This is a genomic window from Geomonas edaphica, assembly GCF_004917075.1.
Taxonomy (GTDB): domain Bacteria; phylum Desulfobacterota; class Desulfuromonadia; order Geobacterales; family Geobacteraceae; genus Geomonas; species Geomonas edaphica.
Genome location: NZ_SSYB01000001.1, coordinates 48,398 through 61,931, shown reverse-complemented (window position 1 = coordinate 61,931; position 13,534 = coordinate 48,398). Strand labels below are relative to the sequence as shown.

Below are 13,534 nucleotides of genomic sequence, written 5' to 3'. Positions count from 1 at the left end.
AAGCCGTCTGCCGCGCGACGCCACGCTGCACATCGCGAAACGGCCGGTCTATTCGTAGCGGATCTCGATGATCTCGTATTCCTTCATGCCGGAGGGGACACTGACGCGGACGGTATCGTCCAGCTTGTGCCCGATGAGCGCCTTTCCTACCGGGGAGGTACAGGAGATCTTGCCCAGCTTGATGTCGGCCTCGTCCTCGCCGACGATCTTGTAGGTGACTTCCTCCTCGGTGGCGGTGTCATACATGGTGATCGTGGCACCGAAGACGACCTTGTCCGGCTTCAGGTTGGAGAGGTCAACGACGTATGCCCTCGCCAGTTTGTCCTGCAGTTCCAGGATGCGCCCCTCGATGAAACCCTGACGGTTCTTGGCCGCATCGTACTCGGCATTCTCGGAAAGGTCGCCGTGCGCCCTCGCCTCGGCGATATCCTGGATCACCTTCGGGCGTTCTTCCTTAATAAGGCGTTTCAGGTCCTCCTGGAGGACCTCGTAACTCTCCTTGGTCAATGGAACGGTCTGAGACATCGCTTCTGCTCCTTGTGAACTTATAGGGGGGCCTGGCGGCCCCCCGTTGCACTGCTAGCTGGATTTGCAAAGGGAGCGTCAACTCGACGCTCCCCGGTCAGTTACTTCAAATAATCCTGAATCGATTTCACTTCCAGCTTGGACTGCGACATAGCTATGATGCCGTCCGCCGCGGCCCGCGCCCCGGAGGCTGTCGTGTAGTAGGCTACGTTGTGGATCAGGGTGTTCCTGCGGATCGAATAGGAATCGGCGACTGCCTGGGCACCGTGCGTGGTGTTGATGACCATGCAGATCTCGTTGTTCTTGATCATGTCCACTATGTGGGGACGCCCTTCAAGCACCTTGTTCACCACCTGCACCTTGACTCCCCTGTCCTGCAGGTAGGTCGCGGTGCCGCGGGTGGCGACCAATTCGAAGCCCTGATCATACAGTCTTTTGGCTGCGCTGACAATATGTTTTTTGTCAGCGTCCTTCACTGATATGAACACTTTACCGGCCGTAGGAAGCTTCACGTTGGCCCCCATCTGCGCCTTCGCATAGGCCTTGGCGAAGGTCTCGCCGATCCCCATAACCTCGCCGGTCGATTTCATCTCGGGTCCGAGGATGGTGTCGACCCCGGGGAACTTGGCGAAGGGGAAGACCGACTCTTTCACCGATATGTGCTCGGGGATGATCTCTTCGGTGACGCCGAGCTCGGTGAGGGTCTTGCCGGCCATGACGCGGGCGGCGATCTTCGCGAGCGGCCTACCGGTCGCCTTGGAAACGAAGGGCGAGGTGCGGGAAGCGCGCGGGTTGACCTCGATGATGTAGATATCGTTGTCCTTCACGGCGTACTGGACGTTCATGAGCCCCTTGACGTTGAGTTCGAGCGCCATCACCTTGGTCTGGCGCCTGATCTCGTCGGCGATCTCCTGCGAGATGGAGTAAGGGGGGAGCGAGCATGCGGAATCGCCGGAATGGATACCGGCCTCCTCGATGTGCTCCATGATGCCGCCGATGACGGCGATGTTGCCGTCGCAAAGCGCGTCGACGTCGATCTCTATCGCCTCGTCGAGGAACTTGTCGATGAGGATCGGGTGCTCTGGCGAGGCCTGTACCGCGGTGTGCATGTAGCGGCGCAGGTTGTCCACGTCATAGACGATCTCCATGGCGCGGCCGCCAAGAACGTAGGAGGGCCGCACCACGACCGGGTAGCCGATACGCTCGGCGACGGCCTCGGCCTCCTCGAAGGAGCGCGCGGTGCCGTTTTCGGGCTGGCGCAGGTTCAGCTTCTGCAGCATCTCCTGGAAGCGCTCACGGTCCTCGGCGCGGTCGATGGCGTCCGGCGAGGTGCCGATGATGGGCACGCCAGCCTTCTCGAGCGCGACAGCGAGTTTCAGCGGGGTCTGCCCGCCGAACTGCACGATGACGCCGGTCGGCTTCTCGACGTCGACGATGTTGAGCACGTCCTCGTAGGTGAGCGGTTCGAAGTAGAGACGGTCCGAGGTGTCGTAGTCGGTGGAGACGGTCTCGGGGTTGCAGTTGACCATAATGGTCTCGTAGCCGTCCTCGGCGAGGGCGAAGACGCCGTGCACGCAGCAGTAGTCGAACTCGATCCCCTGACCGATGCGGTTCGGTCCGCCGCCCAGGATGATGATCTTCTTGCGGTTCGTCACCTCCGCCTCGCACTCCTCCTCGTAGGTCGAGTAGAGATACGGGGTGTGGGCGACGAATTCGGCAGCGCAGGTGTCGACCCGCTTGAAGACGGGCTTCACGCCGAGGGAAAGACGGAGCTCGCGCACCTCCACTTCCGTTATCTTCCAGAGCTGGGCCAAGTACTTGTCCGAGAAGCCGTAGCGCTTGGCGTCCCAGAGGGTGTCGCGCAGCACTTCGCCTGACTTGTCCTTGATGTCGGCCTGCTTAAGGCACTCCTCCATCTCTATGATCTGGCGGATGTTGTGCAGGAACCAGGGATCGATGGCGGTAAGGGCGTAGATCTCTTCCACAGTCATGCCGCAGCGGAAGGCGTCGCCGACATACCAGAGGCGATCGCAGTTGGGGGTGCGCAGCTTGTCGTTAAGGAGCGTGCGTTCCTTTTCGGAAAGCGCCCGGCGGGTGTCGCCCCCTACGCCGAAGAAGCGGGACTCGAAACCGCAGGAGCCGATCTCCAGGGAGCGAAGCGCCTTCTGGAAGCTTTCCTTGAAGGTACGCCCGATGGACATGACCTCGCCCACCGATTTCATCTGCGTGGTGAGGGTCGCGTCCGCAGCCGGGAACTTCTCGAAGGTGAAGCGCGGGATCTTGGTCACCACGTAGTCGATGGTCGGCTCGAAGCAGGCCGGCGTCTCCTTGGTGATGTCATTGGTGATCTCGTCCAGGGTGTAGCCGACCGCGAGTTTCGCAGCGATCTTCGCGATCGGGAAGCCGGTCGCCTTGGAGGCGAGCGCCGAGGAGCGGGAGACACGCGGGTTCATTTCGATGACGATGAGGCGGCCGTTTTTCGGATTGATGCCGAACTGGATGTTGGACCCGCCGGTATCGACGCCGATCTCGCGGATGATCTTGAGCGAGGCGTCGCGCAGGATCTGGTATTCCTTGTCGGTGAGCGTCTGTGCCGGTGCCACGGTGATGGAATCGCCGGTGTGCACGCCCATGGCGTCGAAGTTCTCGATGGAGCAGATGATGACGACGTTGTCAGCGGTGTCGCGCATCACCTCGAGCTCGTACTCCTTCCAGCCGATCAGGGACTCCTCGACCAGGATCTCGTCGGTCGGGGAAGCCTCGATGCCGGCCATGGACATACGCTCGTACTCTTCCATGTTGTAGGCGATGCCACCGCCGGTGCCGCCCAGGGTGAAGGAGGGGCGGATGATGGTCGGGAAGCCGACGTATTTGATCACGTCCATGGCCTCCTGGTAGTTGTGCGCGAGCCCCGACCTCGGGATATCGAGACCGATCTTCACCATCGCTTCCTTGAACAGGGTGCGGTCCTCGGCCTTCTTGATGGCCGGGAGTTTCGCGCCGATCAGCTCCACCCCGAACTTGTCGAGGGTGCCGTTCTCGGCCACAGCAACCGCCGTATTGAGGGCCGTCTGCCCGCCGAGGGTCGGCAGCACCGCGTCCGGGCGTTCCTTCTCGATGATCCTCGCGAGGACCTCCGGGGTGACCGGTTCGATGTAGGTGGCGTCGGCGAAGTCCGGGTCGGTCATGATGGTCGCCGGGTTCGAGTTGAGGAGTACTACCTGGTACCCTTCCTCCTTGAGCGCCTTGCAGGCCTGGGTGCCGGAATAGTCGAACTCGCACGCCTGGCCGATGACGATCGGGCCCGCGCCGATGATGAGGATCTTCTTGATGTCTGTGCGTTTAGGCATTTAAATCTCCCTCTTAATCTAAAAACGTTCAACGTTCAGCGTTCAACGTTCTGCGTTAAAATTGTTTTCCTTGCTAAGGAAGCCGTACGGTTCCATTGCCAGGAAATCGAACGACTTTGCTTCAACGTTGAACGTAGAACGTTGAACGGCTTCTCACTCCGGTTCTTCCTGTACCCATCCGTTTTCCAGCTCCAGCTCTTCCAGGGCGTCGACCGCCTCGGCGTACTCTTCGCTAGTGATCCTTCTCTCAATCCCCGGCGTCTGCGCGGCGGCGTGCGCCGGGAAGTACTGACTCATCAAGGCAATGTGGGTCTCCGCCCCTAAGTTCTCCGCGATCCACGCGAGCGTTTCCGAACTCCCCGCCTGCCCCTTAGGCAGCACCAGGTGACGCACGATCAGGCCGCGCACCGCGATACCATCATCGTCACACTGAAGATGCCCAACCTGCCTCAACATCTCCGGAAGCGCCCGCCGGTTCACCTCGGTGTACCCCTTGGCGCCGGAGAGCCTTACCGCCACTTCATTCGAGCAGTACTTCATGTCCGGCAGGTAGATATCCACCACGCCGTCCAGAAGTTCGAGGGTCTCGAGGCTCTCGTAACCGCTCGTATTCCACACGATGGGAATCCTGAACCCCTTGCGGATGGCTAGGTAGAGGGCAGCCAGGATCTGCGGCGTGAAGTGGGTCGGCGTGACGAAGTTTATGTTGTGCACACCCTTTTTCTGCAGCCCGACCATCTTGTCGGCCAACTGCCCCACCGTCAGATCGGTTCCGTTTCTAAGCTGGCTGATCGGGAAGTTCTGGCAGAACTTGCAGTTCAGGGTGCAGCCCGACAGGAAGATGGTGCCGGAGCCCCGGGTTCCGGAGATCGGCGGTTCCTCCCCCCGGTGCACGTTGGCGGAGGCGATGCGCACTTCCTTGCCGCTTTCGCAAAGCCCCGTCTCTCCCACCAGGCGGTTCACGCCGCAGGCGTGGGGGCAGATGTCGCATGCTGCGAGGCGGGCGTAGGCGGCCTTTATGCGCCGGGTCAGCTCGCCGCTTTCATATAGTTCCAGATATTTCATGAACCTGAGGACGCGTCCTTCTACGCCTTATGCTTCTCCATGAGCTCCACGAACCTGTTGAACAGGTAGTGAGAGTCGTGCGGTCCGGGGGACGCCTCGGGGTGATGCTGCACCGAGAAGATCGGGAGCGTCTTGTGCGCCATCCCTTCGACGGTCTGGTCGTTCAGGTTCTCGTGGGCGAGCCCTGCCACGTTCTGCAGCGAGAGGATGTCGACCGAGAAGCCGTGGTTCTGCGCGGTGATCTCAACCTTTTTGGTCGCCATGTCCATGACCGGGAGGTTGGAGCCGTGGTTGCCGAACTTGAGCTTGATGGTGCGCCCGCCAAGGGCCAGGCCGAGCAGCTGGTGGCCGAGACAGATGCCGAAGATCGGCTTCTTGCCCACGAACTTCTTGATGTTCTCGATTACTTCCTTCATCGGCTCCGGGTCGCCAGGGCCGTTGGAGAGGAAGATGCCGTCCGGGTTCATGGCGAGTGCCGACTCGGCCGGGAAGGTAGCAGGCACAACGGTCACGTCGCAGCCGGCAGAAACCAGGCAGCGCAGGATGTTCAGCTTGATGCCGAAGTCATAGGCGACCACCTTGTACTTGAGATCCTTGCGGTCCACCTCGGGGTATCCTGTCTGCAGGTCCCAAAGCCCCTGGGTCCAGTGGTAGGGCTTCTCGCAGGTAACGCCGGTGGCGAGATCGAGTCCGGACATGGACGGAATGGCGCGCGCCTTTTTTACCAGGCTCTCCGGGTCGAAGTCGACGGTGGAGATGATGCCGTTCTGGGCGCCCTTGTCGCGCAGGTGCCGGGTGAGCGCGCGGGTATCGATCCCCTGGATGCCGACCACACCGTTTTCCTTCAGGTAGGCATCGAGGCTCATGGTGGCGCGGTAGTTCGAGTAGCAGTCGAGGTACTCGCGGACGATGAAGCCGGAGAGGTAGAGCTGGTTGCTCTCGATGTCCTCGGGGTTGATCCCGGTGTTGCCGATCTGGGTGTAGGTCATGGTGACCATCTGCCCCCGGTACGAGGGGTCGGTGAGCACTTCCTGGTAGCCGGACATGGCGGTGTTGAACACCACCTCGCCGCTTGTTTCGCCCGTTGCGCCGAAGGCCTTCCCTTTGAAAATCCGGCCGTCCGCCAGAGCCAGTACTGCTTTCATGTATCTTCTCCCGAATCCGTTATATTTCTGCCGCGCCAAGAGGCGCGTATCTTCTCTATGGTCTCTTCCGGTGGAATCTGGTTCCCGCCCCCGGAGGGGGAGGGACAGGGAGGGGGATGCGCAGCATCTCCTTCCAACCAGCTTCCCCATCCCGACCTCCCCACGCCAGGGGGAGGAGTGTGGAGCGATGTTACGCCTGGTACACCACCTGTCCCTTGACGACGGTGTACACCGCCTTGCCTTTCATCTTCCAGCCGATGAACGGGGAGTTTTTAGACTTGCTCTCAAGCTTTGCCGCATCAACTTCCCACTCTTTCGCCGGATCGATGATGGTGACATCGGCCACCGCACCAGCCCTAAGTGTGCCGCGATCAACACCGAGGATTTTGGCTGGGTTGCACGACATTACCGAAATGAGCCCTTCAAGGTCCAGCACCCCCTCATCGACGAGTTTCAGGGAGAGCGGCAGCGAGGTCTCAAGGCCGATGATACCGTTCAGCGCGAGGTTGAATTCGACGTCCTTCTCGTCCAGGTGATGCGGCGCATGGTCGGTCGCGATGGCATCGATGGTGCCGTCGGCAAGACCGGCCTTCATCGCGGCGACGTCGGCGTCGCTTCTCAGGGGCGGGTTCATCTTGGCGTTGGTGTTGTAGCCGCGCACCGCCTCATCGGTCAGGGTGAAGTAGTGCGGCGCCGTCTCGCAGGTGACCTTCACGCCGCGCACCTTGGCGTTTCTGATGATGCGCGCTGAGCCTTCGGTGGAGATGTGTGCTATGTGGACCGGTGCGCCGGCGAACTCGGCCAGGTACACCTCGCGGGCCACTGCGATGTCTTCGGCAGCCCAGGGGATCCCCTTGAGGCCGAGCTCGGTGGAAACGAACCCTTCGTTCATCACCCCTTCACCGACCAGGGCGAGGTCCTCGGAGTGGGAGATCACGGTGATGCCGACCCCTTTTGCGTACTCGAGGGCGCGGCGCATGAGTTCGGTGCTGCAAACCGGCTTGCCGTCGTCGGAAACCGCGACGCAGCCGGCCTCTTTCAGGTCGCCCATCTCGGCCAGGCTCTCACCCTTGCTTCCCTTGGTGATGGCACCGACCGGGAACACGTTCACCAGTGCTTCGCTCTTGGCCTTGTTGACCACGTAGCTTGCCACCGCCTTGTTGTCGATTACCGGAGAGGTGTTCGGCATGCAGGCAACCGAGGTGAAACCGCCGGCTGCAGCGGCGCGGCTGCCGGTGGCGATGTCCTCTTTGTACTCAAGGCCCGGATCGCGTAGGTGCACGTGCATGTCGATTAGTCCCGGGGTCACCAGGAGGCCGGAAGCGTCGATCACCTGGAACCCTTCCGGGGAGCCGAGCCCCTTGCCCAGTTCCAGGATGACGCCGTCCGCGATGAGGATGTCCATGGTCTCGTCGATCCCCTGCGAAGGATCGATCACCCGCCCGCCTTTTATCAGAAGATTCATCTTTATACCCTCCTAAACCCGTTCAAGGTTCAACGTTCAACGTTCAAGATGCCGCCCTGCCCGTAGCATCCAAAGCGGAACGGCTGCTTCATTCCAGGAAAGTTAAGATTCAACATCCGGTTCGACTAAAGCCTAACGTCGAACGTTGAACGTTGAACGTCCTCTCGGTTCTATTCGACGGGCTCGCCGCCGCAGACGTGATACAGCATGGCCATACGGACCGCTACGCCGTTTTCCACCTGCTTCAGGATGTGCGACTGGTCGCAGTCGGCGACGAAGGAGGAGAGCTCAACGCCGCGGTTGATCGGGCCTGGATGTATGACGATGGCGTCCTTCTTCGCAAGAGCAAGCACGGCAGGGTTTAAACCGAAATAACGGGCGTACTCGCGCATGCTGGGAAGCAGGGTTTTCCCCTGACGCTCCAGCTGGATCCTCAGCATCATCACGACGTCGGCCTGGTCGACCGCCTCGCGCATGTCCTTGCAGACGGTGACGTTGCCAAGCCGCTCGATGCCGATCGGCATCATGGTCGGGGGACCGGCGAGGAAAACATGGGCGCCCATGGTGGTGAGCCCGTAGATGTCGGAGCGTGCGACGCGGCTGTGCGTGATGTCGCCTACGATGGCTACCTTGAGCCCCTCGAGCTTGCCGAACTTCTGACGCATGGTGAGCATGTCCAAAAGCCCCTGGGAGGGGTGCTCATGCGCGCCGTCGCCCGCGTTGATCACGGAGCAGGAGACCCTTTTGGCGAGGTACTCGTGCGCGCCGGAGATGGAGTGGCGCATTACGATGATGTCGGGCTTCATGGCGAGGAGGTTGTTTGCGGTGTCGGAAAGGGTCTCACCCTTGGTGACGGAACTGGTCGACGCGGTGATGTTCACGGCGTCGGCGGAGAGTCTTTTCGCGGCGATCTCGAAGGAGGTGCGGGTCCTGGTGGAAGCCTCGTAGAAGAGGTTGATCACGGTCTTGCCGCGCAAGGTCGGCACCTTCTTGATGTCCCGACGGTTGATCTCGCTGAGACTGTCCGCCGTGTCGAGGAGCAGCTCAATCTCCTCTTTGTTCAGATCCTTCAGGGCAATGATGTCTTTGTGCCGAAAACCCATGGTCCCCCCCCAAGAAACAAGTTTTACGCCATGCACCGTGCGAGGCGCGTTGAAACGATCAGACAATCACAAAAAAGCTCCCTCCCCCATTGCGGGGGAGCAAACAGTTACTTCTGCAGGATGACTTCGGTCGGCTTGTTGTCGGCGTCGAAAGCAACCATGATGTTCTCGCTGCGGCTGGTCGGCACGTTGCGGCCGACGAAGTCGGCGCGAATCGGCAGATCGCGGTGCCCGCGGTCCACCAGCACGGCCAACTGGATGCAGGAGGGACGCCCCTGGTCGATGATGGCGTCCATGGCGGCCCTTATGGTGCGGCCGGTGAAGAGGACGTCGTCAACGAGCACGACCCTTTTCCCTTCCACGGAGAAGGGGAGCTCGGTCTTGCCGACCGGCAGGTGCTCGTGGTGCCCCTTTATGTCGTCGCGGTACATGGTGATGTCCACGGCACCGACGGGGACTTCGACCCCCTCGATTTCGTTCAAGCGGTCACCTAGTTCCTGAGCGAGATATACGCCGCCGGTCCTGATGCCGACCAGCACGAGCCCTTCGACCCCTTTGTTCTTTTCCAGCACCTCGTGGGCTATCCTGGTGAGCGCCCTTTTTACGCCGGTGCCGTCCAGTATCACAGTGTTTTCAGCCATAATAACCCCCTGTCATCGGCGTAAGCGCCTGTCGTGAAAGTGTTGCGCCGGGGCGCGTAATTAAAAAAAGCCTTTCCGCGCAGGTGGGCGAAAAGGCTCTTCCTTTAGATAGTAAAAGAGTACTTTATGCTTCACCTTTGCTAACCTCACGGGGCTAATTTAAAAGGCAACGATAAATTTGTGACAAAGTAGCATCGAGGGTCCGCAGAGTCAAGGAAAAGAGGAGGTAAAGCATAAAGATTTAGATTAAGATTTGACAATAAATGTCGCACGATAAAGCGGCAACCGAGGAGGTTATAGAGGGGCCACAGAGAAGGCCGATAACGGCAGCTTACTCCGTTGAATCTGAAAACCTCCGTCTCCTCTGTAATAATGCTTCCGGGGTGTCCTCCCCTGCCCTTGCCATAGTCGTGGCAAAATGCTATAAGGCTCGGACCGTATGGGAATTTATTGACTCATGGCAGCCGCAAAGAGCGGTATAGCGCATCGAGGACAAAGGAAGACGTGATGTTGACAGGAAAACAGAAGAGATTTCTCCGGGCACTCGGACACGGGCTGAAACCGGTGATACAGGTGGGCAAGAGTGACGTGAGCGAGGCGCTGATCCGCGAAACCTGCGAGGCGCTCGCCGCCCACGAGCTCATCAAGGTAAAGGTGCTGGAGAGCTGCCTCATGGACCGCCATAGCGTTGCGGAGGAGCTGTGCACCGCCTGTGAGGCCGAGCTCGCCCAGGTGCTCGGGCGCACCATGCTCCTTTACAAGCCGGCAAAGGAGCCGAAGTTGGAACTTCCCAAAGGGAAGTAGCGGCCAACCACAAGGACAATAAAAAGCCTCCCCGCTCCGGCAGGGAGGCTTTTTTGTCTGGCCGGTAAAAGGTCAGCAGACACCGCAGGCGTTGAAATGGGAGGAGTACTTCATGTCCGTCCCCTGGATGTGATCCTGCAGCCAGCGTTTGAGGAATTCGAGAATTTCCGCGGTGAAGATGAGTCCTGCGTTGTCGACCCTCGCCTGCAGTTCGAGCGCCTTCTCCGCGAATGCGGCGTGCTCTTCCTTGTGCTCCGCGAGAGCCGGATACTGCAGCTTGCGCATGTACTCCTCCTCGGCGTCGAAGTGAGTTCTTGCGTAGCTGACCATGCTTGAGATGATCTCCTTCTGCGCCTCCTTCCCCACGCGCGCGATGTGCGCGTCATGCAGGGCGTTCAACATATCGACAAGTTTTTTGTGCTGCTCGTCGATCTCCTTCACTTTCACACTCAGTGAGTCGGTCCACTCGAAATACGCCATTGCCATCACCTCTGTAAGTAGGAATTCTCAGATGGCTTTAGATACCATATTTCCTAAGAGGTTCAAGCGCACTCTCACCGTTGAAGCGTTTACACAGAAAGTACACCTCGTCGACATTTGAGTCTCACTGAAGTTTCCGCACCGCGTCGCGCAGCGTTGCAAGGCGGTATGGCTTCTGTACAAAACCGGTCACCGCTGCGCCGGTAAACTTCCTTGCCACCTCCTGCTCACTGTAACCGCTGGCTATAATCACCTTCACCACAGGATCGATGGAGTGCAACGCGCGGTAACACTGCTCCCCATCCATGCGCGGCATGGTCAGATCGAGGATGACGAAGCTGAAATCACGGCTCTCGCTGAAACGCTGTACCGCCTCCTCACCGTCGGCAGCGGTGACGACGGTGAAGCCGAGCGCTTTCAGGAGTTCGCCCCCCACGCTGCGCACCTCGTCCTCGTCGTCCACCAGCAGCACGCGCCCGTGTCCCTGCCAAAGCCCTGTCCCCCCGGCAGCTTCTACGACCTTGGGGCTTTCCTGCGCGGCTGGAAGAAAGACGCGTATCGTGGTTCCCACGCCTGGGTCGCTGAGCACCTTGATGCCGCCCCGGTGCCCCCTGACGATCCCCATCACCGCGGCCATCCCCAAGCCCCTGCCGGTGAACTTGGTGCTGAAGAAGGGATCGAATATCCGACCCGCGGTGTCCTGGTCCATGCCGCAGCCGTTATCGGAGACACCGATGAAAACGTAGCGCCCTTCGCCTCCCGGGTGCACGGGCCATGCATCCCGGAAAAAGCCGCCGTCACAGTGCTGGGCCCCGGTGGAAAGCTCGATCACCCCTTCCCTATCCCCTATCGCTTCGGCGGCGTTGCACACGAGGTTCATGACAACCTGGCGGATCTGGCCAGGGTCCGCGTCGACGGGGGGGAGCGACGTGGCCAGTTGATAACGCAGTTGCACCGGCTCCGGCACGGCGTCCCTGATGGCTCCCTCCATCTCTTCGATCAGCCTGGAGAGGTCCAGTGACTGTACGAGGAACTTCCCTTTGCCCGAGTACGCCAGCATCTGCCTGGCCAGATCGGCAGCCTTCTCGGCCGATTTTTCGATGCGTTGCAGGTTTCCAAGCACGGGAGATTCGGGGGAAAGCTGCATCATCGCGAGGTCGGCGTTGCCGATGATGGAGGTGAGGATGTTGTTGAAGTCGTGAGCGACGCCACCGGCCAGGGTCCCCAGGCTCTCGAGCTTCTGGGCCTGAAGCCTTTGCCGCTCCCGCTCCGCCTGCTTGCGTTCGGCGATGTCACGGACGAAGGCGCAGTTGAGTTCCTGGTGATCGAAGTGAACGTAGTTTGCCACAACCTCGATAGGCACAGTGCCGCCACCCTTGGTTCTATGTCTGGATTCGAAAACTATGGTGCCCCGAGTGCGCAACTCCTCGAAGTGCTTGAGCCAGGCGTCCTCCTTATGCTGGATGTCGAGATCCCATACCCGCATCCCCATAATTTCTTCGCGGGTGTACCCGACGCTGCGACATGCGGCGGGGTTGACGTCTATGATACGGCCGTCCCCGCGGATCCAGTATATGGCGTCGGACGCGGCGTCGACGCTGATCCGGATCATCTCGAGCTTCGCCTCGACCTTCTTCATCTCGGTCACGTCCCTCGACGCGCCGTAGCGTACCAGCTCGCCTGCCGCCTTCCCGGCGACACAAAGGCTCGTCTCGGAGATCCAGCGCACCTCCCCCTCCTTGCTGATCATCCGGAATTCTATGACATCCTGCTCGCCCGGAAGCATCGCCATCATGTGCGCCATGACCCGTTCCCGATCGTCGGGATGCACCGTACCCATCCAACAGCCGACCTCGCAGATCTCCCGGGGACTGTAGCCCGACATGACCTTTAGTCCGCCTCCAGCCCAGGTTACACTGTAGGGTGCGTCGCCCATCCGGGAACACTTGTAGACGAAGTCGGAGGTGATCTCTGAGATGCAGCGATAATTCTCCTCGCTCTGGGTGAGCTGTTCCTCCATTTTCTTGCGCTCGGTCAGGTCGTACAGAAAAACCACGCTGGTACCGGTGAAGCTTTCCGGAAGCCAGATGGCGCTGCAGAGCGCGGTGCGCGTGGCGCCGTCCTTGCAGACGATCCTCGCCTCGATCGGGGCGAAAGGACGGCCGGTTGTCCGGGCTTCATGAAGTTCCCGTTCCCACGCCGACGCCACCGTGTTGCGGTAGTCGAGGTCGGGATAGGCGCGGGGCCACCACTGCTCTACGGTGGGGACATCCTCGACCGTATAGCCGAATAGGTCACTGAAGCATCGGTTCAGGTAAAGGATCTTCCCGCTGCCGTCGTTCATGGCGATCGGTATGGGAGCTGATTCGATGACGGAGCGAAACTTGAGGTCGCTGCGGTGCAGTGCGTCCTGAACCTCCTTGCGGCGCAGGTTCTGCATCCCCTGCTCGGCCAGCATCTGCGCCAAGGCATGGATGAAGGTCAGGTTGCTGTGCAGATCCGCTTCGGTAAAAAGCGGAACGGTGCGTATCGCTTCGAGGTAATCGATCTCGTCGAAACCATAGCGGCGCGCCTGTTCGATGAAACGCTCCTCGTCCGGCGGTTCGGTGAAGAGCTGTCCGACGAAAACATCGCCAAGATGGTGTCCGTCAACGACGATCGGCGCAGCCACATCCACAAGCCCCATCGGGCAGCGGTGTGTTACGTGCCGACCTGCCCTGGCGGGAGCCTTCGCCCGCTGCTGCTCCTCAACGCAAAATTTGCGCAGCTCCGGGATCATCCGGTGGAACCTTTTGCAGATGTCCTGCCAGGCGGTAGAGGTAAGGACCGTGCCGTCCACATCGATGACCGCGGAAGGCATGTGGTATATTTCGTTGAAGGAACGGAGCAGTTCGTGCAACCTCGGGACGTCAAGCAACTCTTTAAGAGAGTAGTCCATCGGCCACCTCCATGCTCA

10 protein-coding genes are annotated in these 13,534 nt (G+C 60.2%); 1 reads left to right on the top strand and 9 read right to left on the bottom strand.

The genetic code is table 11. The features are described from left to right. Positions 1-48: 48 nt before the first annotated feature. The 7 genes from greA to pyrR form a co-directional block, all read right to left on the bottom strand. On the bottom strand, positions 49-525 hold the full coding sequence (greA, locus tag E8K79_RS00255; RefSeq protein WP_136512948.1) for a transcription elongation factor GreA: 477 nt from the start codon (positions 523-525) through the stop codon (positions 49-51). A 101-nt stretch (positions 526-626) separates the two neighbouring features. Beyond that, positions 627-3,875, bottom strand: coding sequence for a carbamoyl-phosphate synthase large subunit (carB, locus tag E8K79_RS00250; protein ID WP_136512947.1), 3,249 nt, complete (start codon positions 3,873-3,875; stop codon positions 627-629). A gap of 153 nt (positions 3,876-4,028) precedes the next feature. Beyond that, the gene (locus tag E8K79_RS00245; protein WP_136512946.1) at positions 4,029-4,940 is read right to left on the bottom strand and encodes a radical SAM protein; all 912 of its coding nucleotides are present in this window, start codon (positions 4,938-4,940) and stop codon (positions 4,029-4,031) included. A gap of 20 nt (positions 4,941-4,960) precedes the next feature. After that, entirely contained in the window at positions 4,961-6,085 is a 1,125-nt protein-coding gene (gene carA / locus E8K79_RS00240; RefSeq protein WP_136512945.1) for a glutamine-hydrolyzing carbamoyl-phosphate synthase small subunit, read from the bottom strand. A 190-nt stretch (positions 6,086-6,275) separates the two neighbouring features. Beyond that, complete coding sequence (locus E8K79_RS00235) at positions 6,276-7,550, bottom strand: dihydroorotase (RefSeq protein ID WP_136512944.1); 1,275 nt, start codon at positions 7,548-7,550, stop codon at positions 6,276-6,278. 170 nt (positions 7,551-7,720) lie between these two features. Further along, entirely contained in the window at positions 7,721-8,653 is a 933-nt protein-coding gene (locus E8K79_RS00230) for an aspartate carbamoyltransferase catalytic subunit (protein WP_136512943.1), read from the bottom strand. Positions 8,654-8,760: 107 nt separating this feature from the next. Next, on the bottom strand, positions 8,761-9,294 hold the full coding sequence (gene pyrR, locus E8K79_RS00225) for a bifunctional pyr operon transcriptional regulator/uracil phosphoribosyltransferase PyrR (RefSeq protein ID WP_135870293.1): 534 nt from the start codon (positions 9,292-9,294) through the stop codon (positions 8,761-8,763). A 507-nt stretch (positions 9,295-9,801) separates the two neighbouring features. Between pyrR and yhbY the strand changes: the two genes are divergently transcribed. Next, complete coding sequence (yhbY, locus tag E8K79_RS00220; protein WP_135870294.1) at positions 9,802-10,098, top strand: ribosome assembly RNA-binding protein YhbY; 297 nt, start codon at positions 9,802-9,804, stop codon at positions 10,096-10,098. Between the two features lie 72 nt (positions 10,099-10,170). On the opposite strand, the gene E8K79_RS00215 is transcribed toward yhbY, so the two are convergent. Both E8K79_RS00215 and E8K79_RS00210 read right to left on the bottom strand, forming a co-directional pair. Beyond that, positions 10,171-10,578: a bacteriohemerythrin gene (locus E8K79_RS00215; protein WP_162604568.1), complete on the bottom strand. Its 408-nt coding sequence runs from the start codon at positions 10,576-10,578 to the stop codon at positions 10,171-10,173. A 124-nt stretch (positions 10,579-10,702) separates the two neighbouring features. Further along, positions 10,703-13,516 (bottom strand): PocR ligand-binding domain-containing protein, encoded by a 2,814-nt coding sequence (locus E8K79_RS00210; protein WP_136512942.1) that lies wholly within the window; start codon positions 13,514-13,516, stop codon positions 10,703-10,705. Positions 13,517-13,534: the final 18 nt, after the last annotated feature.